This is a genomic window from Streptomyces sp. NPDC031418 (assembly GCF_055581605.1).
The window spans coordinates 302,169-322,246 of sequence record NZ_JBVIJC010000010.1 but is presented as its reverse complement, the minus strand read 5'-3'; the positions used below and the strand labels follow the sequence as shown (position 1 = coordinate 322,246).

The 20,078-nt window shown below is 71.6% G+C and carries 23 protein-coding genes; 7 read left to right on the top strand and 16 right to left on the bottom strand.

Annotated elements, in window-relative coordinates; genetic code table 11:
* Positions 1-229 precede the first annotated feature (229 nt).
* Entirely contained in the window at positions 230-3,538 is a 3,309-nt protein-coding gene (locus ACZ5CZ_RS17465) for a S8 family peptidase (RefSeq protein WP_468943555.1), read from the top strand.
* Positions 3,539-3,604: 66 nt separating this feature from the next.
* On the opposite strand, the gene ACZ5CZ_RS17460 is transcribed toward ACZ5CZ_RS17465, so the two are convergent.
* Both ACZ5CZ_RS17460 and ACZ5CZ_RS17455 read right to left on the bottom strand, forming a co-directional pair.
* On the bottom strand, positions 3,605-4,228 hold the full coding sequence (locus ACZ5CZ_RS17460) for a hypothetical protein (protein ID WP_468943552.1): 624 nt from the start codon (positions 4,226-4,228) through the stop codon (positions 3,605-3,607).
* A 166-nt stretch (positions 4,229-4,394) separates the two neighbouring features.
* A complete protein-coding gene (locus tag ACZ5CZ_RS17455) occupies positions 4,395-5,276 on the bottom strand; it encodes a helix-turn-helix domain-containing protein (RefSeq protein ID WP_385847839.1) in 882 nt (293 codons plus the stop codon).
* Between the two features lie 172 nt (positions 5,277-5,448).
* Between ACZ5CZ_RS17455 and ACZ5CZ_RS17450 the strand changes: the two genes are divergently transcribed.
* Positions 5,449-6,492: an NAD(P)-dependent alcohol dehydrogenase gene (locus ACZ5CZ_RS17450; RefSeq protein ID WP_385847838.1), complete on the top strand. Its 1,044-nt coding sequence runs from the start codon at positions 5,449-5,451 to the stop codon at positions 6,490-6,492.
* Positions 6,493-6,541: 49 nt separating this feature from the next.
* Here the strand turns inward: ACZ5CZ_RS17450 and ACZ5CZ_RS17445 are convergent, their stop codons facing one another.
* Both ACZ5CZ_RS17445 and ACZ5CZ_RS17440 read right to left on the bottom strand, forming a co-directional pair.
* Positions 6,542-7,270, bottom strand: a complete 729-nt coding sequence (locus ACZ5CZ_RS17445; protein WP_468943549.1) for a type 1 glutamine amidotransferase family protein — start codon at positions 7,268-7,270, stop codon at positions 6,542-6,544.
* A 74-nt stretch (positions 7,271-7,344) separates the two neighbouring features.
* On the bottom strand, positions 7,345-8,145 hold the full coding sequence (locus tag ACZ5CZ_RS17440) for an amidohydrolase family protein (protein ID WP_468943546.1): 801 nt from the start codon (positions 8,143-8,145) through the stop codon (positions 7,345-7,347).
* A 101-nt stretch (positions 8,146-8,246) separates the two neighbouring features.
* On the opposite strand from ACZ5CZ_RS17440, the gene ACZ5CZ_RS17435 reads away from it, so the two are divergent.
* Positions 8,247-8,600, top strand: coding sequence for a MerR family transcriptional regulator (locus tag ACZ5CZ_RS17435; protein ID WP_468943544.1), 354 nt, complete (start codon positions 8,247-8,249; stop codon positions 8,598-8,600).
* Between the two features lie 148 nt (positions 8,601-8,748).
* Here ACZ5CZ_RS17435 and ACZ5CZ_RS17430 read toward each other — a convergent pair whose 3' ends face one another.
* The 6 genes from ACZ5CZ_RS17430 to ACZ5CZ_RS17405 form a co-directional block, all read right to left on the bottom strand.
* Positions 8,749-8,985 (bottom strand): DUF397 domain-containing protein, encoded by a 237-nt coding sequence (locus ACZ5CZ_RS17430; RefSeq protein ID WP_468943541.1) that lies wholly within the window; start codon positions 8,983-8,985, stop codon positions 8,749-8,751.
* Between the two features lie 51 nt (positions 8,986-9,036).
* Positions 9,037-9,618 carry a hypothetical protein gene (locus ACZ5CZ_RS17425; RefSeq protein ID WP_468943538.1) on the bottom strand — a complete coding sequence of 194 codons (582 nt, stop codon included), beginning with the start codon at positions 9,616-9,618 and terminating at the stop codon, positions 9,037-9,039.
* A 16-nt stretch (positions 9,619-9,634) separates the two neighbouring features.
* Positions 9,635-9,994 (bottom strand): hypothetical protein, encoded by a 360-nt coding sequence (locus ACZ5CZ_RS17420; RefSeq protein ID WP_468943536.1) that lies wholly within the window; start codon positions 9,992-9,994, stop codon positions 9,635-9,637.
* 241 nt (positions 9,995-10,235) lie between these two features.
* Complete coding sequence (locus tag ACZ5CZ_RS17415; protein WP_468943534.1) at positions 10,236-10,421, bottom strand: DUF7848 domain-containing protein; 186 nt, start codon at positions 10,419-10,421, stop codon at positions 10,236-10,238.
* 362 nt (positions 10,422-10,783) lie between these two features.
* Complete coding sequence (msrA, locus tag ACZ5CZ_RS17410) at positions 10,784-11,449, bottom strand: peptide-methionine (S)-S-oxide reductase MsrA (RefSeq protein ID WP_468943532.1); 666 nt, start codon at positions 11,447-11,449, stop codon at positions 10,784-10,786.
* A gap of 116 nt (positions 11,450-11,565) precedes the next feature.
* Positions 11,566-12,684, bottom strand: a complete 1,119-nt coding sequence (locus ACZ5CZ_RS17405) for a hypothetical protein (RefSeq protein WP_468943530.1) — start codon at positions 12,682-12,684, stop codon at positions 11,566-11,568.
* Between the two features lie 201 nt (positions 12,685-12,885).
* Between ACZ5CZ_RS17405 and ACZ5CZ_RS17400 the strand changes: the two genes are divergently transcribed.
* Entirely contained in the window at positions 12,886-14,040 is a 1,155-nt protein-coding gene (locus ACZ5CZ_RS17400; protein ID WP_385847828.1) for a cystathionine gamma-synthase, read from the top strand.
* Between the two features lie 55 nt (positions 14,041-14,095).
* Here ACZ5CZ_RS17400 and ACZ5CZ_RS17395 read toward each other — a convergent pair whose 3' ends face one another.
* From ACZ5CZ_RS17395 to ACZ5CZ_RS17385, 3 genes are all read right to left on the bottom strand, one after another.
* Positions 14,096-14,344 carry a hypothetical protein gene (locus ACZ5CZ_RS17395; protein ID WP_385847827.1) on the bottom strand — a complete coding sequence of 83 codons (249 nt, stop codon included), beginning with the start codon at positions 14,342-14,344 and terminating at the stop codon, positions 14,096-14,098.
* A gap of 58 nt (positions 14,345-14,402) precedes the next feature.
* A complete protein-coding gene (locus ACZ5CZ_RS17390) occupies positions 14,403-14,906 on the bottom strand; it encodes a sigma factor-like helix-turn-helix DNA-binding protein (protein ID WP_385847826.1) in 504 nt (167 codons plus the stop codon).
* A 181-nt stretch (positions 14,907-15,087) separates the two neighbouring features.
* Positions 15,088-15,594, bottom strand: a complete 507-nt coding sequence (locus ACZ5CZ_RS17385; protein WP_385847859.1) for a MarR family winged helix-turn-helix transcriptional regulator — start codon at positions 15,592-15,594, stop codon at positions 15,088-15,090.
* A 162-nt stretch (positions 15,595-15,756) separates the two neighbouring features.
* Here ACZ5CZ_RS17385 and ilvA point away from each other — a divergent pair, with 162 nt between their 5' ends.
* Positions 15,757-16,986: a threonine ammonia-lyase gene (gene ilvA / locus ACZ5CZ_RS17380; protein ID WP_467548888.1), complete on the top strand. Its 1,230-nt coding sequence runs from the start codon at positions 15,757-15,759 to the stop codon at positions 16,984-16,986.
* 141 nt (positions 16,987-17,127) lie between these two features.
* On the opposite strand, the gene greA is transcribed toward ilvA, so the two are convergent.
* Positions 17,128-17,628 carry a transcription elongation factor GreA gene (gene greA / locus ACZ5CZ_RS17375; protein WP_468943526.1) on the bottom strand — a complete coding sequence of 167 codons (501 nt, stop codon included), beginning with the start codon at positions 17,626-17,628 and terminating at the stop codon, positions 17,128-17,130.
* A gap of 201 nt (positions 17,629-17,829) precedes the next feature.
* On the bottom strand, positions 17,830-18,228 hold the full coding sequence (locus tag ACZ5CZ_RS17370; RefSeq protein ID WP_468943524.1) for a DUF4307 domain-containing protein: 399 nt from the start codon (positions 18,226-18,228) through the stop codon (positions 17,830-17,832).
* Between the two features lie 103 nt (positions 18,229-18,331).
* Between ACZ5CZ_RS17370 and mca the strand changes: the two genes are divergently transcribed.
* A complete protein-coding gene (gene mca / locus ACZ5CZ_RS17365; RefSeq protein WP_385847821.1) occupies positions 18,332-19,213 on the top strand; it encodes a mycothiol conjugate amidase Mca in 882 nt (293 codons plus the stop codon).
* Positions 19,206-19,454: a hypothetical protein gene (locus ACZ5CZ_RS17360; protein ID WP_385847819.1), complete on the top strand. Its 249-nt coding sequence runs from the start codon at positions 19,206-19,208 to the stop codon at positions 19,452-19,454. The genes mca and ACZ5CZ_RS17360 overlap by 8 nt, the downstream gene beginning before the upstream one ends.
* A 124-nt stretch (positions 19,455-19,578) precedes the next feature.
* Here the strand turns inward: ACZ5CZ_RS17360 and ACZ5CZ_RS17355 are convergent, their stop codons facing one another.
* A complete protein-coding gene (locus ACZ5CZ_RS17355; protein WP_385847818.1) occupies positions 19,579-19,995 on the bottom strand; it encodes a hypothetical protein in 417 nt (138 codons plus the stop codon).
* Positions 19,996-20,078: the final 83 nt, after the last annotated feature.

The window sequence follows — 20,078 nt, the reverse complement described above, 5'->3', positions numbered from 1 at the left end:
TTTGGGGCCGAAGCGTCGGCGCCCGACGGCTTCTGTAACGGTCGCCCGGCTACGACGTAACAGTTTCCCGGCACTTCTTTCTTACCGTCCTCTCATCCGTTGAGCCTTCTGATCACCCCCCGGCATACTCCGTGATCCGGGGGGCCGACGCGTATGACGCCCCCTCCGGCCGGGTGAACGGGGAATTCGCCCGGTACACCATCTCCAGGGGGAGATCTTGCGCAGACAAGTGAAGAGAGCGGCTGCGGCCACCGTCGCGACCGCCGCAGCCGTCGCCCTCGCAGCGGGTATGACCAGCCCGGCGTCGGCGACCACCGCGGACCACGGACCCGCCTCGGCCGGCGCGTCCGCCCGCACCGCCCGGCACCATGTCACCCTCATCACCGGTGACCGCGTCGTCCTCGACGCCGGGGGCCGGGTCGTCGGCTTCCAGCGGGCCAAGGGCCGGGAGCACATACCCGTCCAGATCCGCAAGGCCGGCGGACACACACTGGTGATCCCGGCCGACGCCGCCCGGCTCCTTGCCGCCGGCACGCTGGACCAGCGGCTGTTCGACGTCACCGAGCTGAACAAGGCCGCCACCCGCAAGGACCAGAAGAACGGCCTGAAGGTCATCGTCGGCTACCGCGGCACCGCCACCGCCGCCCGGGCCGGCGTCCGCGAGGCCGGCCGGCTCCGGCACAGCCTGTCCGCGCTGAACGCGGACGCCGTGCAGACGCCCGTCAAGGACACCGCCCAGCTGTGGGCCGCGGTCACCCAGGGAGACCGGACCGCCTCCGGGATCGCGCACGTCTGGCTCGACGGCGTCCGCAAGGCCGCCCTCGACACGTCCGTGCCGCAGATCGGCGCCCCGGTCGCCTGGAAGGCCGGATACACCGGCAAGGGCGTGAAGGTCGCCGTCCTGGACACCGGTGTGGACACCCGCCACCCGGACCTGAAGGACCAGGTGATCGCCTCCAGGAACTTCTCCGGCGCCACCGACGCCATGGACCACTTCGGCCACGGCACGCACGTCGCCTCCATCGTGGCGGGCACCGGCGCCAAGTCCGGCGGGAAGTACCGGGGCGTGGCCCCGGACGCCAAGCTCCTCAACGGCAAGGTGCTGGACGACAGCGGCTCCGGTGACGACTCCGGGATCCTCGCCGGCATGGAGTGGGCGGCCGCGCAGGGCGCCGACGTCGTCAACCTGAGCCTCGGCGGCCAGGACTCGCCCGGCATCGACCCGCTCGAGGCCGAGGTGAACAAGCTGTCCGCCGAGAAGGGCATCCTGTTCGCGATCGCCGCGGGCAACGACGGCCCCCAGTCGATCGGTTCACCGGGCAGCGCGGACGCCGCGCTCACCGTCGGCGCGGTCGACAAGAAGGACAAGCTCGCCGACTTCTCCTCCACCGGCCCGCGCGTCGGCGACGGCGCCATCAAGCCGGACGTCACCGCGCCCGGCGTGGACATCACCGCCGCCGCGGCCAAGGGCAGCGTCATCGACAAGGAGGTCGGCGAGAAGCCCGACGGGTACCTGACCATCTCCGGTACCTCGATGGCCACCCCGCATGTCGCGGGCGCCGCCGCGATCCTCAAGCAGGAGCACCCCGACTGGGGTTACGCCGAGCTGAAGGGCGCGCTCACCGGCTCCGCCAAGGGCGGCCCCTACTCGGCGTTCCAGCAGGGCGCGGGCCGGATCGCCGTCGACAAGGCGATCAAGCAGTCGGTGGTCGCCGACCCGGTGTCGGTGAGCTTCGGCACCCAGCTGTGGCCGCACACCGACGACAAGCCGGTCACCAAGAAGGTCGTCTACCGCAACCTCGGCTACAAGGACGTCACCCTCACCCTGTCCGTCACGGGCACCGACCCGAAGGGCAAGGCGGCACCGGCGGGCTTCTTCACGCCCGGCGCGACCAAGGTGACGGTCCCCGCGCACGGCAAGGCGTCGGTGAACCTGACCGTCAACACCCGGCTGGGCAGCCTCGACGGCGGCTACTCCGCGTATGTGACGGCGACCGGCGGCGGACAGACCGTCCGCACGGCCGCCGCGGTCCAGCGCGAGAAGGAGTCGTACGACCTCACGCTGAAGTTCATCGGCCGCGACGGCAAGCCGGCCCCGAGCTACAGCGCCGACCTGACCGGCGTGGCCGGGCTCGCGACCAACAGCTGGCTGACCCCGTACGACAAGTCCGGCACGGTGAAGGTGCGCGCGCTCAAGGGCACGTACATCCTCAACACCATGGTCTACGCCGACCCGAAGAACGCCGCCAAGGGCATCGACTGGATCGCCCAGCCGAAGCTGACGGTCACCGGGAAGCAGACGATCACGATCGACGCCCGCAAGGCCAGGCCGGTGGACATCACCGTCCCCGCCAAGGGGCTGAAGTCCGAGTTCGCCGCGCCGGAGTACGACGTCACGGCCGGCAACGGCCAGTACGGCTACGGCATGTGGCTGGACTCGTACCGCAACGTCCGCACCGCCCACCTCGGCCCGAAGATGCCCGCCCGGTCGCTGTACCAGCAGTGGGACGGCCACTGGACCAAGGGCGCGCACGAGGAGTACGACGTCACCGTCGGCGGCTGGGTGAACCGGGTCGCCACCGGCTACACCCGGCACTTCAAGGCATCCGACCTGGCCACGGTGAAGGCCCGGCTCGGTGCCCCCGCCGGTGGCAAGACCGGCGCGATCAGCGCCTCCGGCTGGCTGCCCGACGGCTCCGGCTCCTCCGCCATCGGCATCCCGCAGCAGGTGCCCGCCACCCGCACCCTGCACCTGTCCGCCAAGGGCGGGGCGACCTGGCAGCTGGAGTACGACCAGTTCGGCGGCAAGGACAAGGACGGCTTCCCGGTGACGGACGCCTCCTACCAGCTCAAGCCGGAGTCCTTCGCGGCCGGCAAGACCTACACCCGGACCGTCGACACCGCCGTCTTCTCCCCGCACATCACCTCGGAGATGGGCCTGTTCCGGGACGGCAACCGGATCTACGGCGCGCTGCCGCTGTTCGCCGACTCCGCCAGGAACGCCGGCTACTCGGCCTTCACCTCGGCGCGTACGACCCTGTACCGCGACGGCACCGAGGTCGGCTCCAACGACGACCCGCTGCTCGGTGACGGCACCTTCAAGGTCCCGGCCGGTTCCGCCGCGTACCGGCTGACCACCTCGGTCACCCGCTCGGCGAAGGTCGCACAGGCCGCCTCGCGGATCGACGCGACCTGGACCTTCCGCTCCCAGAAGCCGGCCCACGGCACCACCGAGCTGCCCGCCTCCAGCGTGGCCTTCGGCGCCCCGACCGGGCTGGACAGCCGTGCCGAGGCCGGCAAGCGGATCACCGTCCCGGTCAAGGTCGAGGGCGCGGCCGCGGGCGGCAACCTCAAGTCGCTCACGGTGTGGCTGTCGTACGACTCCGGGAAGACCTGGAAGGAGTTCGTCGTGGTGAACGGAAAGATCGCCATGGAGAACCCGGACCAGGGACGGTCCGTCTCCTTCCGAGCCAAGGTCACCGACAAGAAGGGCAACACGTCGCAGATCACGGTCTACGACGCCTACTTCGGCAAGTAGGACGCCTTTGGCACGTAAGCGGTGAACGGGGGCACTCCGGCAGGTCCGGGGTGCCCCTTCCGGCGCTCACTGCCGGGCGAAGATCTCCCGGATGCCGGCCAGCGCCTCCTGCTTCTCCCGCTCGTCCCCGTACCAGCCCTCCTCCGCCAGATGGTCCACCAGGCTCTCCGGGGTGAAGTCACGGCCGAAGAGATAGGTGTCCAGGCAGTAGTCGAAGCCGGAGTCGTTGAACAGATCCAGGTGTTCGCGCTCGCAGTACCCGGTCAGCCCCTCCGGCAGCTGCCACCGTGAGCCGTCGTACCAGAACACCCCGCCGGCGTAGAGAAGCGTGTCGCCGGACTTCGGGTCCCTGATGTTGAGCGACTCGTAGTTCTCGGGCTGGTTGCGCACCAGGCGCAGCAGCTCCTCCGGGACACCGTCGTAGAACGACCGCTGGAGCGGGTAGGCGGTGTCCTCGTCCTCGGCGTAGAGGTTCAGCGGGGACTCGTGGTCGAACGTGAGCAGCAGGGCGCGGTCGTCGGGCGTGAAGTACCAGACGGCCGACTGGCCCCCGCCGTCGTTCCAGGCGTACCGCTGCGCACCGGTCACCTCCACCGGCGCGACCTCCGCCACCCGGTCGACGATCGCGGCTCGCCGCCGCACCTCACCCAGCGGAGTCGCCCTGAGGGCATCCCAAGTCTCGTCACTCATACCGGCAGGCTATCCAGCGCCGACAGCGGGCCGAGGAAGCCGAACGGGCATCGCCCGGGGCGGCGAGTGCGCCGGGGAGGCGCTGCTGGACCTGAAGCAGGCCGAGCCGCTGCTGACCGCCATGCGGCGGCTGATGCGGGACGACCTTGGGGTGGCGGAGTGAGGGTCAGGCGGAGGGCACCGCGCGGGTCGCGTCCGTGCCCCAACTGGCCAGCAGCCGGAGGGAGTCGGCGGACGGTGAGCCCGGTTCCGCGTGGTAGGTGACCAGGGACTGGTCCGCGTCGTCCGACAGCCGGAAGGACTCGAAGTTCAGGGAGAGATCGCCGACCAGCGGATGGTGCAGCCGCTTCAGCCCGTGGCTCTTCTCCTTCACGTCATGCGTCGCCCACAGCCGGCGGAACTCCTCGCTCTTCACCGACAGCTCGCCCACCAGAGCCGCCAGCCGGGGATCGTCCGGATAGCAGCCCGCGTGCATGCGCAGCGCGCACACGATGTCGATCGCCTTCTGCTCCCAGTCCACGAACAGCTCGCGGTACTCGGGCCGCAGGAACACCAGCCGGGCCCAGTTCCGCTCGTCCGGCGGCAGTTCCCCCCAGTCGCCGAAGACCGCCGCCGCCATCCGGTTCCAGGCGAGGATCTCCGAACGGCGCCCGACGATGTACGCCGGCACGCCGTCCAGCGAGTCCAGCAGCTGCCGCAGCGAGGTCCGCACCTGCTGCCGGCGCGCCGCCGGCTTCTTCTTGTGCGCCTTCGGCTTCGCCAGATGCGTCAGATGCGCGTGCTCGGCGTCCGTCAGCCGCAGGGCGCGGGCGATCGCGTCCAGCACCTCCGCCGAGACGTTCCGGCCGTTGCCCTGCTCCAGCCGGGTGTAGTACGCGACCGACACCCCGGCCAGCTGCGCCAGCTCCTCGCGGCGCAGCCCCGGCACCCGCCGGTGCCTGCCGAAGTCGGGCAGACCGACGTCCTCCGGCTTCAGCCGGGCCCGCCGGCTGCGCAGGAACTCGCTCAGCTCGGCCCGCCGGTCCAGCGGCAGCGCGGTGTGCTCCATACGTCCAGTATTCCTGGTCGTACGCACAGCAGCCTGACCCCGCCAGTGGTACGCACAGCGGTCGTACGCAAGAGCGTGGACTGGGTGACCCGCGCGGGCATGAGGCAGGCTTGGAACCGTGCCCGGCGGAAGAGAGCCGGGCGCGCTGGACCCTGCGAGGAGAACCCCCCGGATGACCACTGTTGCTGCGTACGCCGCGCCTGCCGCGAAGGCTCCGCTGGAGCGGACCACCATCGAGCGGCGCGCGGTAGGCGAGTCCGACGTTCTGATCGACATCAAGTTCGCCGGTATCTGCCACTCCGACATCCACCAGGTGCGGGACGGCTGGCGGCCGGGCACCTTCCCGATGGTGCCGGGCCACGAGATCGCCGGCGTCGTCACCGAGGTCGGCCCCGGTGTGACGAAGTTCGCCGTCGGCGACCGGGTGGGCGTCGGCTGCATGGTCGACTCCTGCCGCACCTGTGACAACTGCCGGGCGGGCCTGGAGCAGCACTGCTCCAACGGCGGCCCGACCTGGACGTACAACGACACCGACAAGGACGGGCAGCCCACCCTCGGCGGCTACGCCCAGAAGATCGTCGTCGACCAGGACTTCGTCGTCCGCATCCCCGACGGCCTCGCCCTGGACGTGGCGGCCCCGCTGCTCTGCGCCGGCATCACCACCTACTCGCCGCTCCGGCACTGGAACGCGGGCCCCGGCAAGAAGGTCGCCGTGGTCGGCCTCGGCGGTCTCGGCCACATGGGCGTGAAGATCGCGCACGCGCTCGGCGCCGAGGTCACCGTCCTCTCCCAGTCGCTGCGCAAGAAGGACGACGGTCTGAAGCTGGGCGCCGACCACTACTACGCCACCAGCGACCCGAAGACCTTCGAGGAACTGGCGGGCACCTTCGACCTGATCCTGAACACCGTCTCGGCCCCGCTGGACTTCGCCGCGTACTTCTCCCTGCTGCGCACCGCCGGCGCGATGGTCAACGTGGGCCTGCCGGAGGAGCCGGTTCAGATCGTGCTCCAGAGCCTCATGGGCAACCGCCGCAGCATGAGCAGCTCCAGCATCGGCGGCATCGCCGAGACCCAGGAGATGCTCGACTTCTGCGCGGAGCACGGGCTGGGCGCGGAGATCGAGGTGATCCGTGCCGAGGAGATCAACGAGGCGTACGAGCGGGTGCTGGCCAGCGACGTCCGCTACCGCTTCGTGATCGACACGGCGACCATCTGACGCGCGGGAGCACCGCGATCCGGCCGGGTCCGGGAGGGCTTCTCCACCGCTAGGCCACGGAGAAGCCCTCCCCGGCTCCGTACGCGCGCACGGCCACGCCGTCCCCGTCCGCCCCGGGCCGCACCACATGCACCCGCCCGAGCCCGGAGACCCGCGCCTCCCCGTCCTCCACGGTGACCAGCGTGTTCCCGTCGACGGCCACCCCGTACGGCACCTGGCCCCGCCCGACCGCCGTCACCAGCCGGGCCAGCGTCCCCCACTGGGCCGCGTGCACGTCCACGGCGAACGGCACCAGCCCGAGCCCCGCCCGGACCTCGATCTCGTCGAGATCCTCCCCGGTCTCCGGCGGGCAGACCGGAACCCCGTCCGCCAGCCACCCGCCGACCACGGCCCGCCGCGCCGCGACCACCGCACCGGCGGAGAAGCCCGCGTACGGTATCCCGCGCGCCGCCAGCAGCCCGGGCAGCCGGTCCAGGCACTCGGCGAGCACCTCCTGGTAGGCGGGCGTCAGCCCGCCGCAGACCAGCAGCCCGTCGATCCCGTCCAGCGTGGTCTCCGGTACGAACCGCCCGCCGAGCGGCACCAGCAGCGGCACCGGCGTGCACGGCCCCGCGGCCCGCAGCGCCCCCGCGTACCGGTCGAACTCGGCCGGTCCGTCCCCCTCGTCCAGGACCAGGCACCCGACCCGCGGCGGCCGCTCCGCACCGCCCGCCGCCCGCAGGAACGGCACATACACCTCGGCCGTGTCCCAGCCCCCGCCGATCAGAAACGTCCGCACCCTCGTCACTCCCGTCCCGTGCTTGTTACGCGAGGGGCGAATGTACGGGGCCGCGGCCGGTCCCGTCGCCGGAATTACCCGAGGCCCGGACCGAGGCCCAGGAGCTTCGCCGCGGTGCCGCCGAGGACGCGGGACCGGACCTCGCCGGACGCCGTCGCCCGCTCCACCATCGCCCGGGCCACCACTGGATCGCCGTAAGGAGCGTCCGAGCCGAAGAGCGTGCGCTCGGGAAGCTCGCGGACGGCCAGGCGTACGGCGATGACCAGGAAGGCCGTGGACAGCTCCAGGTACATGCTCGGCGTGTCCCGGACCAGCTCGACGGCCTCCATCCAGTTCAGCCCGCCGAGCTGGCTCACCACCAGCGGGACGCGCGGATGCCGGCGGGCCAGCGCGGCCAGCGTGCGCAGATCCTCGGCGGTGGTGGGCGCGAAGCCGTGCACCACCACCGGCAGCCCGCCGTGGTCGTCCGCGGCCCGCAGCACGGGCTCCAGCCGCCCGGCCCGCCCCGGCGCCGGGGTCAGCTCGCCGATCCCGTGGAACCCCCGTCCCACCACGTCCTCGGCGACGGCCCGCTCGATCTCCGCGTCGGGCAGCTCCAGGGGCACCGCCCCGAACCCGATGAACCGCTCCGGGTACGCGGCGACCGCCGAGCTCACCTCGTCCAGCGCCCGGGCGAAGCCCTCCCGTGACCCGCCCTCGCCGCCGAGCGCGCCGTCCAGCACCGCGAACTCCCGCCGCAGCGCAGGGATGTCGGTGGCCCGCTCGGGATGCGGGCGCGTCGGGAACAGGACGGCCCGGTCGACACCGGCGGCGTCCAGAGCGGCGAGGTGCGGACCGACCGGGTCGTGCACATGCCCGTGTGCGTCAATGATCACTTTCTCTCCCCCGGGGTGGGCGGAACACTGCGTGCCGGGAGAGAGTGGCAGCCTGACACAGTGGCAAGGTCAAGCGGTCCTTACGACGGACGGGGAGCGGCATGCTGATCGGAGAGCTGGCCACCCGCACCGGCATCAGCCCCCGCCTGCTGCGCCACTACGAGGCCACCGGGCTGCTCAGCCCGCACCGCCGCGCCAACGGCTACCGCGAGTACACCGAGTCGGACATCCCCCGCGTCCACCGCATCCGCACCCTGCTGACCGCGGGCCTGCCGACCCGCGTCGTCGCGTCCCTGCTCCCCTGTACGACGGACACGGGCACCGGCACCGGCCTCACCGCCTGCCCCGGAGTGCCGGAAGCCCTGCGCCGGCGCCTGGCCGAACTGGACGAGAGGGCCCGGCGCCTGGCCGCGGAACGCGACGAACTGCGCCGCCTGCTGGCCGAGTTGAGCTGAGGCGCGCGGCGGCTCAGCCCCGGCCGGCCGACTGCCTCTGGTCCGCCGCCGGAGGGAGCAGGGTGGTGTCGGAGGGCCGAGAGCCGCCACGACAGCGCCCACGGCGCCTGTCAACCCGCCCCGCACGAGTCCCCCGCTCCCTCGTCCCTCACGTACCTCGCCCGGCTGGGCGCGCGGGCGAAGACCAGCGCAGGGCCGTCAGCCGCTCGATGCCGTCGATGAACTCGGACCATGTGCTCGGCGCCACCGTCAGCAGCGGACCGGAGCGGACCTTGGTGTCCCGTATCCGAATGGATCCGGCCGACGCGGTTGCTTCGAGGCAGTCAAGCCCCGCTGAGTCGCAGTAACTGGATCTGATCCAACGAGGTGCTCGGGTGGTGGCCATGGATCCTCCGTCGACGGGTGATGCCCTCACACGAGATGCCGGGCCGGCTGGTCAGGTGGCGCCGTATCCGTCCGGCCGCCCGATGGGCATCTCGGTGATGCCGAGGTCCCTTCGCATCGTCTGTCTCACTTCGTACAGCCCCTCGGACGCACGTTCCAGTCGCTCCCTGATGTCGTCCAGGGACCCGGCCGCGGCTGTCTCCCCCTGCTCGTATTGCGCGAGCAGGGCATGTACGGCGTGAAGCTGGTGCACGAGGCTGCCTCCCGCAGCTAGCACGTCGTCGGGGACCACCATCTGGGCTGCGGCGTAGACATCCCGAAGACTGCGCCGCGCACCTTCCCGTTCGTGCGCCCGGCCCGGAGCGGACAGTCCCCGCTCCAGTGCCAGAAAGTCGCGCGAAAGCACCTGGTGAAACTGCCGCAGCTGCTGGTTGAGCGCCGTGTAGGTGGCCTTCCGTTCACTGACGACCTGGTGTGCCTCCTCGACCGATCGATCCTCACGCCGCTGCCGTTCCGCGTGCTCGAGTTCCATCGCCTTGGAGCGGAGCGCGCTGCGGTACGCCAGAAAGCCGGACAGAAGAGTGCCGACGACTCCGACCACCGCGACGACCAGGGCACTTGTAGAAGAAGACATCGTCAGGAATGTGGCGTCAGTGGACGACCACGCCCGGTACCAAGGCCACGAGCCCGGACAGAAAGCTGCCGATCGCGGCCAGGGTGACGAGGAGGGCCTTGCCGTCCGAGAACAGGCCGGAGCAGAACTCCCGCACCCGGCGACGGAGGATCAGCATCTTCAGCTTCTGCCAGCGATGCTGGCGGATATGGCAGCCCATGAGCAGGCCGGATGCGTTGTTCCGGCAGCCGTCCTGCCGGCCTCTGACAGGGGCACCACACGTCACGGGTGCCTGGAAGAAGCACCAGAGCAGGACCAGAGCCGAAAGCGTGGCGATGAGCAACGGCCCTGCGGTCTCGTTGATCCACGCGGCGATCAACAGCGCGGCGGCGATCACGCCCCACCACTGCCCCAGGCCACCGAGCCGACTGCCCCTTGCCCTTGCCCCCGAAGTCGCCATGTACGCCATGGTGACGGGACGTGTGGCGCTGTGTGCTGTGGCCCGGTTCGTTGACCGAAAAGGTCTCAGTACGGATGGCATCTGGCGCGAACGAGTGTGGTCGTCATCAGACTGGTGGCAGTGGGCAGTGGGCAGTGGGCAGTGGGCAGTGGGCAGTGGGCAGTGGTCTGCCGTTCCACTACCGGCCGTATCGCGTACGCGACGGTCTCCGCCCGCGATGCTCCAGCACCCAGCTCTGCTCGAACGCGAAGTCCTCACCGCCGTCCGAGGCCTGACCGCAGACCGCACACTCCATCGCGTACCTGGTCGGCTCTGCGTCCGGCTCACGGTCGGGCGTGAGCGTCCACGTCTCGTGACGGATCACCGAGCGCACGCTCTCAGCCCCCGCTTCGTCCGCGCGTTGGCCGCCTGCACGCCCGCGCTCAGCCGCTGGGAGAGGGTGGCTGCACGGATCTGTGCCGGGCCTGCCTCCCACTCGCAGCCGCCGCCCACGGGGCGCAGCACGGCATACGGACCGAGCATGTCCTGGCCCCCCGGACCTTGCCCTTCGCGGGGTCGTAGACCAGCTCTCCGCGCTCAGGGACGGCCGTCTGTGCGGTTCTTGGAGGTGGGCCGCATGCCGCCGGCAGGGATGCGCGCCGAGAGCTTGGGCACCAGGTCAGGCCTGTCAACGAGGTGTTCGTCCCGAACCCTGCGTGCGTAGGTTCCGAAGCCCACCGGGAGCCGTCATCCCCCGGCCGGGGCGACTCCGATCGGGCAGGACACTCCGGTCCCGCCCAGGCCGCAGTAGCCCGCGGGGTTCTTGTCCAGGTACTGCTGGTGGTAGGCCTCCGCCGGGTAGAAGGGGCGGTCGGCGGCCGGGAGGATCTCCGTGGTGATCGTGCCGTGGCCGGAGGAGGTCAGAACCTTCTGGTAGGCCTCCCGGGAGGCTTCCGCGGCGGCCGCCTGCCCGGGGGTGTGGGTGTAGATCGCCGAGCGGTACTGCGTGCCGACGTCGTTGCCCTGGCGGAAGCCCTGGGTGGGGTCGTGGGACTCCCAGAAGGTCTTCAGCAGGCGGTCGTAGGAGATCACCTTCGGGTCGTAGACCACGCGGACCGCCTCCGTGTGGCCGGTCAGGCCCGAGCAGACCTCCTCGTAGGTGGGGTTCTCCGTGTAACCGCCCTGGTAGCCCACCAGGGTCGTGTACACGCCCGCCGGAAGCTGCCAGAACCTGCGCTCGGCGCCCCAGAAGCAGCCCAGCCCGAAGTCGGCGGTCTCCAGTCCCTCCGGGTAGGGGCCGAGGAGGGGGGTGCCGAGGACGGTGTGGCGGTCCGGGACCTTGTAGGCGGGCGCCGGGCGGCCCGTGAGCGCCTGCTCGGACGTGGGCAGTTGAGGGGTGCGGCCGAAGAGCATGGGGTCTCCCTGTCGGTCTCGTGCGGGACGGGCCGGTATGGCACCCGGTACGTCGTACAGCCGTACAACGGATGGGCCGGCCGGTGCATTCCGGCCGGCGGGCGGCGCCGGGCCGGTCAGCCGGGCAGGGTCGCCGGGCTGCCGCCGTTGGCCTCGTAGCCCGCCACGGCCAGCGCGCGGTAGACCGCGAACGCGGCGGCGGGGTCGGCGGAGAGGGACCACGGCAGTGCGCCGACATGGCCGTCGATGTGTATCAGCTGGTGCATCGCCTCGGCCCAGCGCTCGGCTTGGACCAGGAAGAAGACCAGCAGATGCCGGACATGGGTGAGCACCGGGTCGTCGGGGCGGGCCGCGTGCACCGCGTGCAGCGCGCCGTGCACCGCTCTGGTGACGACCTCGCTCTGGTAGAAGCTCCGGACCAGGTCCACCTCGGGCAGGTGCTCGAACACCGCGAACAGCGGCAGCGCGGCGAGCAGCGAGCCCTCCGGGGCGCGGGCGGCGGCCGCCTCGGCGAAGGAGTACGCCTGCTCGCGCGAGCCGTGCCACTTCTCGCACCAGTAGTGCAGCGCGGCCAGATGCGCGCCCATGTGGTGCGGGGCGCGGTCGAGGATCTTCAGCCACAGCTGCTCGAACTCGGCCTGCGAGTAGCCCAGTCCGCGGGCGATCGACAGCTCGACGATGTACGGCACCGGGTCGCCGGGCGACAGCAGCGCCGCCTGACCGCAGGCCTCCCGGGCCTCCTCCATGATGATCCGGAAGTCGTCCGTGCCCGGCGTCGACGTCCGCCAGGCCTGCTGCACCAGGAACTCCGCGTGGACGGCGGCGGCGCCCGCGTCCTTGGACTGCTCGGCCCGCCACACCCGCAGCCACTGGCCGCCCGGCGTCTCGTGCACCCCGCCGGGCCGCTGCTGGAGCTCCAGCGCGGCCGCGCCTGCGAAGGCCTGCACCCGCTGCCAGCGCAGCTCGCCCGTGGTCTCGGTGCCGGCCAGCAGCTGGGCCGCCGCGCGGTAGTCCTGGGTGCGCTGCACCAGGTCCAGGACGTCCAGCAGGTCCTCGTCCGCCCCCGGCATGCGGATGTCCAGCTCCTCCTGGCGCACGAAGCCGTAGGCCGCCGGGTCGGCGGCGTCCGGGTGACCCGGGGGAACCTGCTCGATCAGCCCGCGCCTGCGCCGCACGAGCGGGAGCAGCGCGCAGCCCAGCATGAGCAGCGCCAAGAGCAGCCAGAGAATCGCCATGCGTCAAGCGAACCAGACGCCGCCGACACTTGGCCAACCCCGCCGCGGGGCTGTGGAAAACTCCCGGCCGGAGCATGACAGACCGGAGCATGACAGACCTGCCCCAGGGCCGGTTGCCGCGTGCAGGGAAAACCCTTCTTCCGGTGCTCCCCGTGCCCGGCGGGCGCCAGCATCCGGCCAAGCGCACTACGCTCGGTGCACATGAGCGACAGGCACATCAGTCAGCACTTCGAGACACTCGCGATCCACGCGGGCAACACCGCGGATCCCCTCACCGGCGCGGTCGTCCCGCCGATCTACCAGGTCTCGACCTACAAGCAGGACGGCGTCGGCGGGCTGCGCGGCGGCTACGAGTACAGCCGCAGCGCCAACCCGACCCGCACCGCCCTCGAGGAGAACCTCGCCGCGCTCGAGGGCGGCCGCCGCGGCCTCGCCTTCGCGTCCGGCCTGGCGGCCGAGGACACCCTGCTGCGTACGCTGCTGACCCCCGGCGACCACGTGGTGATCCCGAACGACGCGTACGGCGGCACCTTCCGGCTCTTCGCCAAGGTCGCCACCCGCTGGGGCGTGGAGTGGTCCGTCGCCGACACCAGCGACCCGTCCGCGGTCCGGGCCGCGATCACCCCGAAGACCAAGGCGGTCTGGGTGGAGACCCCCTCCAACCCGCTGCTCGGCATCACCGACATCGCCGCCGTCGCTCAGGTCGCGCACGACGCGGGCGCGAAGCTCGTCGTCGACAACACCTTCGCCACGCCCTATCTCCAGCAGCCGCTGTCGCTCGGCGCGGACGTCGTCGTGCACTCGCTGACCAAGTACATGGGCGGCCACTCGGACGTGGTCGGGGGTGCGCTGATCGTCTCCGACCAGGCGCTCGGCGAGGAGCTGACGTACCACCAGAACGCGATGGGCGCCGTCGCCGGCCCCTTCGACTCCTGGCTGGTGCTGCGCGGCACCAAGACCCTCGCGGTGCGCATGGACCGGCACAGCGAGAACGCCACGAAGATCGCCGACATGCTGACCCGGCACCCGCGCGTGACGAAGGTGCTCTACCCGGGCCTGCCCGAGCACCCCGGCCACGAGGTCGCCGCCAAGCAGATGCGGGCCTTCGGCGGCATGGTGTCCTTCCGGGTCGAGGGCGGCGAGGCGGCCGCGGTCGAGGTGTGCAACCGCGCCCAGGTCTTCACCCTCGGCGAGTCCCTGGGCGGTGTCGAGTCGCTGATCGAGCACCCCGGCCGGATGACGCACGCCTCCGCGGCCGGCTCGGCCCTGGAGGTCCCGGGCGACCTGGTCCGCCTGTCCGTCGGCATCGAGAACGTCGACGACCTGCTGGAAGACCTTCAGCAGGCCCTGAGCTAGGGCCGCCGTCCCGGGTCTCCTACCGGCTCGGTCGTACGACCTGGTCGGACGAGGCTCACCAGCCGCCCACCGGTGGGGTCGTCCGCGACGGCGGCTCCACCCACGGGTGCACCTGTGCCGCCCACACGGTGAACGCGACCGCCGCGGCGAGCGCCAGCGTCCACAGCACCCGGCGGACGAGCCGGCCGCGGCGCAGCAGGCGTTCACCGCGGCGCACCGCTTCGGCGTGCAGGTCCGGTGGCACCGGCACCGGTGTCCGCTCCATGATCCGCCGCACGGCGGCCTCGCGCTCGGCCCGGTTCACCGCGGACCGCCGACGCGCCGGTCGCAACGGGCGGTACGGCCGGAGTCCTGGGCCCGGTTCACGACGGGGCCACCTTCGTGCCTGGCGCGCGCGGGCCGGCCGGCCGGACCGGATGCAGCACGGTGGCCGTCGCCCGGTCGCAGACGGTGCGCACCCGTTCGAGGGGCAGGCCGAGCAGCGCCGCCGCCTGCTCCTCGGCGACCCCCTCGTACAGCCGCAGCACCAGGATCAGCCGTTCCTGCGGCCCCAGCGCGGCCAGCGGACCGCTCGGGTCGGGCCGGGTCCGGCCGAGCGCGCCGTACCGGTGCCAGGTCGCGCGGGCGAAGCGGGTGGCGAGGTACTGGCGGGCGCAGTCGTACGGGTCCTCGCCGCGCAACCGGTCCCAGCGGGCGTAGGTGTGGCCGAGGGCCAGGGTCAGCAGGCGCCGCGCGCGCGGGTTGGCGTCCGGCGGCTCCGCGGTGACCAGCGTGGCGGCGTGCAGCAGCCGCCCGGCCGCGCCCGCGACGAACGCCTCGAACTCCTGGGCCCGGCGGGCACCGTGGGACACCTGCCGATCGCGCACCACGCCTCCCCCTGACGCTGACGGGACCCTGTCCGGTACGGACGGGTGAACCGCGTACGACTCAGGGCCCGGTCTCATATGAGGCCAGCGGGGCCCGGGGGTCAAGAGGCCGGAACCGATCGGCGCGACCGGCATCCTCCGGCCGGCCGAGCGGGCGTGGCCGAGCGGGCGCGGCCGGGGCTCAGGAAGCGGGCGGCTGCTCCGCGGCCGGCCCGGCCGGAACCGACATCCGCGCGGAGAGCGCGTGATTGAAGCGCGTCAGCAGGGAGCAGAACTGCTCGCGCTCCTCGGGCGCCCAGTCCTGGGTCAGCTCGGCCATCAGCTGACGCCTGGAGGAGCGCACCTCCTCCAGCCGGGTGGACCCGCGCGGGGACAGCTGGAGCACCACCGCGCGGCCGTCCTCGGGGTGCGAGGTGCGCTTGACGAGCCCGGTGTCGACCAGCGGAGCCACCTGCCGGGTGACCGTCGAGGAGTCGATGCCCATGCTCGCGGCGAGCGCCTTGACGCCCATCGGGCCTTCCTTGTCGAGGCGGTTGAGCAGCAGATACGCGGCGCGGTCCATGGAGTTGCGCACCTGCCCGACACCGCCGAGCCGCGTCTGTTCCGCGCGACGGGCGAACAACGCCACCTCGTGCTGGAGGACGTCGAGAAGACCGGGGTCACCGACGGTCCTCATGTCCATCGACATATCAGGTGTTGTGGGCATGGCCGGAGGCTCACTTCATGAAGGGCTGCTGGTGTGGGGGACAGGTTACGCGGCCCGGCGGCGCACCGTACCGGCGCTGCGCAAACCGGTCTCGCAGCTTGGTCACGTCCGCCGTGTGCGGCTGTGAACTGCGATGCTGGAGTCATGAGCTACGGCACCGCTGACTCCTTGCGTTCCGTCACCCTCGACGATGTGCGCGGAGCCCAGAAGATGCTCTCGGGCGTGGCACGGGTGACCGCGATGGAGGGCAGCCGGCACCTGTCCCAGCTGGTCGGCGCGCCGGTCCATCTGAAGTGCGAGAACCTCCAGCGGACCGGCTCGTTCAAGCTGCGCGGCGCCTATGTGCGGATCGCCGGGCTGCTGCCGGAGGAGCGGGCGGCCGGTGTGGTCGCGGCGAGCGCCGGGAACCACGCACAGGGCGTGGCGCTGGCCTCCGCGCTCCTGGGCGTGCACGCCACGGTGTTCATGCCGAAGGGCGCGCCCCTGCCGAAGATCAGTGCGACCCGGGAGTACGGCGCGGAGGTGCGCCTGCACGGCCAGGTCGTCGACGAGACGCTGGCCGCCGCCCAGGACTACGCGGACCGGACCGGCGCGGTGTTCATCCACCCCTTCGACCACCCGGACGTCATCGCGGGCCAGGGCACGGTGGGCCTGGAGATCCTGGAGCAGTGCCCGGAGGTGCGCACGATCGTGGTCGGTGTCGGCGGCGGCGGGCTGGCGGCCGGTATCGCGGTCGCGGTGAAGGCGCTGCGGCCGGACGTCAGGATCGTCGGGGTGCAGGCGGAGGGCGCGGCGGCCTACCCGCCCTCGCTGGCCGCCGGCCACCCGGTGTCCGTGCGCGACCCGGCGACGATGGCGGACGGCATCAAGGTGGGGCGGCCGGGCGTGGTGCCGTTCGGGATCGTCAGCGAGCTGGTCGACGAGGTGCGCACGGTCGGCGAGGACCAGCTGTCGGCCGCGCTGCTGCTGTGCCTGGAGCGGGCCAAGCTGGTCGTGGAACCGGCCGGGGCGAGCCCGGTCGCGGCGCTGCTGGCGGCCCCGGACGCCTTCGAGGGCCCGGTGGTCGCGGTCCTCTCCGGCGGGAACGTCGACCCGGTGCTGATGCAACGCGTCCTGCGGCACGGCATGGCGGCGCAGGGCCGGTATCTGGCCGTACGGCTGCGGCTCGTGGACCGGCCGGGCGCGCTCGCCACCCTGCTCGGCGTGCTGTCCGCGGCCGACGCGAACGTGCTCGACGTCAGCCATGTCCGCACCGACCCCCGGCTCGGACTGACCGAGGCCGAGGTGGAGCTGCACCTGGAGACCATGGGCCCGGTGCACTGCACCGAGGTCGAGCAGGCGCTGCGGGACGCGGGCTACACGGTCAGGCGCTGAGGCCGCGGCCGCACTGCCGTGCGCCGGCGTCCCATCGCCCGCCCAGCGGCTCCGCGCCGCCGGCCGGCGCCCCCGGGCATGACAGAGCCCCCGGTGCCGAGGGGCGCCGGGGGCGGATGTCTGGGTTGGGGGAAGGCCCGGTCAGCCCGTGTAGGGCTCGGCCTTCAGGATGCGGACCGAGGCCTTCTTGCCGTTCGGCAGCTCGTACTCGGCGTCCTCGCCGACCTTGTGGCCGATGACGCCGGAGCCGAGCGGCGACTGCGGCGAGTAGGTCTCGACGTCGGTGCTCGCGTACTCACGGGAGGCGAGCAGGAACGTCAGCGTGTCGTCCTCGTCACCGTCGAAGGCGATCGTGACGACCATGCCCGGCGCGACGGTACCGTCGGCGGAGGCCGGAGCCTCGCCCACCTGGGCGTTCTCAAGGAGCTGGGTGAGCTGGCGCACGCGCAGCTCCTGCTTGCCCTGCTCCTCCTTGGCCGCGTGGTACCCGCCGTTCTCACGCAGGTCGCCCTCCTCGCGCGCGGCCGCGATCTTTGCGGCGATCTCCGTGCGCGCAGGACCAGTAAGGTACGCAAGCTCGTCCTTGAGCTTGTTGTACGCCTCCTGGGTCAGCCAGGTGACGTTCTCGCTGGTCTGGGTCACAGGGTGCTCCTCGTCGGTACTGGGAATACAAAGCATCGCCCTACCCAGAAGAATGTTCCCTCTCGGATGGGCGAAACCACGAGCCTAACAATTCAAGGCCGGAAGGGGGAGGACATAAGCCATCAGAATCTCATCAACGCAGGTCAGCGCCTACGTATTCCGGGTGAAGTCGGGCGATGTCCGCGAGGGAACCGGCGCCGGTCAGCCGGTGTGGCAGCCCAGCAGCTCCGCCGTCGTGCCCTTGGCCGTCGTACGCAGCGTGACGACCTTGTCGATCCGGGTGTCCGGTCCGCTGAACCGGAAGTCGGCCCGGCCCACCTCGGCGCCGTCCGCCGCCTGGGAACGCAGGGTGCAGTAGCCGTCGGTGCCGGAGTCCTTGTGGACCTCCAGATGGATCTTCACCGCGTTGTCCGTGACCTGGAAGGTGATCACCTGGGCGCTGATCTTGCTCTCGGCGACATAGTGGTAGGCGAAGTAGCCGACCAGCGCGAGCAGAGCCGCGCCGAACACCGCCGCGGCGACCCTGAGCCTGCGGTCGGCGCGCTCGTCCGAGGAGCGGCCGTAGCGGCCCTCGGGCAGCCGGGTGCTCGCCGTACCCATGATCGTCCTCTCCGCGGAATTAATCGCCCCCCGATTCGGTCACTATAGAAGCCGGCGATTGCGCCCTGAGCCACGGGGGCGCCGACTATCCGAGGATTGAGTCTTGACTGACCAGCTGCGACTGATGGCCGTTCACGCGCACCCCGACGACGAGTCGAGCAAGGGCGCGGCGACCATGGCGAAGTACGTGTCCGAGGGGGTGGACGTGCTGGTGGTGACCTGCACCGGCGGAGAGCGCGGGTCCATCCTCAATCCCAAGCTGCAAGGCGACGCGTACATCGAGGAGCACATCCACGAGGTGCGCAAGAAGGAGATGGACGAGGCCCGCGAGATCCTCGGGGTGAAGCAGGAGTGGCTGGGCTTCGTCGACTCCGGTCTCCCGGAGGGCGACCCGCTGCCGCCGCTGCCCGAGGGCTGCTTCGCCCTGGAGGACGTCGACAAGGCGGCCGGCGAGCTGGTGCGGAAGATCCGTGCCTTCCGCCCCCAGGTGATCACCACCTATGACGAGAACGGCGGCTACCCGCACCCCGACCACATCATGACCCACAAGATCTCCATGGTGGCGTTCGAGGGCGCGGCGGACACCGAGAAGTACCCCGAGAGCGAGTACGGGCCCGCCTACCAGCCGCTGAAGCTCTACTACAACCAGGGCTTCAACCGCCCCCGCACCCTGGCCCTGCACCAGGCGATGCTCGACCGCGGCCTGGAGTCGCCGTACGCGGAGTGGCTCAAGCGGTGGGACGAGATCCAGCGCACCGAACGCACCCTGACCACGCACATCCCCTGCGCGGACTTCTACGAGATCCGTGACAAGGCGCTGATCGCGCACGCCACGCAGATCGACCCGGACGGCGGCTGGTTCAAGGTGCCGCTGGACGTCCAGAAGGAGGTCTGGCCGACGGAGGAGTACGAGCTGGCGAAGTCGCTCGTCGATACCTCCCTCCCCGAGGACGACCTCTTCGCGGGCATCCGGGACAATGCCTGACATGAGCGCAAGCGTGAGCCTGGCAGTGACGCACCTCGTCCCCCTCGCCAAGGACCTGGACCAGAACAAGGTCACCCCCGGCGTCCTCGGCTTCATCGTCTTCGCGGTGATGGCCCTGGCGGTGTGGGGCCTGATGAAGTCGATGAGCAAGCACATGAACAAGGTCGACTTCAAGGAGGCGGAGCCCTCCGGCGAGGAGGCCGGCGCGAAGAGCGAGGCTTCCGGGCGCGTCAAGCAGTAGCAGTCCCGGTAACAGGGGCGGGAGCGGCAGCGGTCCGCCGACGGGTCCGGCGGTTCGGCACCGCCGGGCTCGCGCGTCGCCACGCCCGCCGTCCCCGCATGCCCTTGTCCTGTAAGCCGTCGGGCTAGCGGGCGCTGCCCCGCGTCCCGCGGTCCGCGCCGCCCCGGCTCCCGCTCCGGCGCCGGGATATCGCCAGGTGGACGCAGACCGCCGCCAGTGCCGCCTCCGCCAGCGCGCACAGCGTCGCCTGGAGCAGGGCGCCGCCGGTGCCGGCCGTGGTGAGGTCGAACCAGGCGTCCAGGACCGCCACCGAGGCCGTCGCGGACGCGGTGAGGCGGCCGCGCGGATCGGCGCGCAGGCCCAGCAGGGCCGTGGCCGCGCAGCCGGCCGCCATCAGGACGTCGAGGCCGATCCAGGCCAGCGGCCAGTTCTCCACCCGGGTGCTGCCCGGGAGCGTCACCGCCAGCACCGCCATCCACGGCACGAGCAGCACCGCTGCCCCGCCCAGCGCCACCAAGGCCCACCTCCGTCTGAATCCCATGAACGCCCGGATTCCCTCATTTCGCACAGCGATCCCCTCGCAGCCCGTGCCTCCTCCGACTGCCTCCACCCTAGACCGCAGAG

Excerpts from the sequence above, each read along its gene's own strand:
- ACZ5CZ_RS17370 (WP_468943524.1), bottom strand. The coding sequence starts at position 18,228 with ATGGGTACGGCGAGCACCCGGCTGCCCGAGGGCCGCTACGGCCGCTCC.
- ACZ5CZ_RS17360 (WP_385847819.1), top strand. The coding sequence starts at position 19,206 with ATGCCTGACATGAGCGCAAGCGTGAGCCTGGCAGTGACGCACCTCGTC.
- ilvA (WP_467548888.1), top strand. The coding sequence starts at position 15,757 with ATGAGCTACGGCACCGCTGACTCCTTGCGTTCCGTCACCCTCGACGAT.
- ACZ5CZ_RS17450 (WP_385847838.1), top strand. The coding sequence starts at position 5,449 with ATGACCACTGTTGCTGCGTACGCCGCGCCTGCCGCGAAGGCTCCGCTG.
- ACZ5CZ_RS17400 (WP_385847828.1), top strand. The coding sequence starts at position 12,886 with ATGAGCGACAGGCACATCAGTCAGCACTTCGAGACACTCGCGATCCAC.
- ACZ5CZ_RS17435 (WP_468943544.1), top strand. The coding sequence starts at position 8,247 with ATGCTGATCGGAGAGCTGGCCACCCGCACCGGCATCAGCCCCCGCCTG.
- ACZ5CZ_RS17355 (WP_385847818.1), bottom strand. The coding sequence starts at position 19,995 with ATGGGATTCAGACGGAGGTGGGCCTTGGTGGCGCTGGGCGGGGCAGCG.
- ACZ5CZ_RS17385 (WP_385847859.1), bottom strand. The coding sequence starts at position 15,594 with ATGTCGATGGACATGAGGACCGTCGGTGACCCCGGTCTTCTCGACGTC.
- msrA (WP_468943532.1), bottom strand. The coding sequence starts at position 11,449 with ATGCTCTTCGGCCGCACCCCTCAACTGCCCACGTCCGAGCAGGCGCTC.
- ACZ5CZ_RS17425 (WP_468943538.1), bottom strand. The coding sequence starts at position 9,618 with ATGTCTTCTTCTACAAGTGCCCTGGTCGTCGCGGTGGTCGGAGTCGTC.
- ACZ5CZ_RS17405 (WP_468943530.1), bottom strand. The coding sequence starts at position 12,684 with ATGGCGATTCTCTGGCTGCTCTTGGCGCTGCTCATGCTGGGCTGCGCG.
- ACZ5CZ_RS17455 (WP_385847839.1), bottom strand. The coding sequence starts at position 5,276 with ATGGAGCACACCGCGCTGCCGCTGGACCGGCGGGCCGAGCTGAGCGAG.
- ACZ5CZ_RS17460 (WP_468943552.1), bottom strand. The coding sequence starts at position 4,228 with ATGAGTGACGAGACTTGGGATGCCCTCAGGGCGACTCCGCTGGGTGAG.
- ACZ5CZ_RS17430 (WP_468943541.1), bottom strand. The coding sequence starts at position 8,985 with ATGGCCACCACCCGAGCACCTCGTTGGATCAGATCCAGTTACTGCGAC.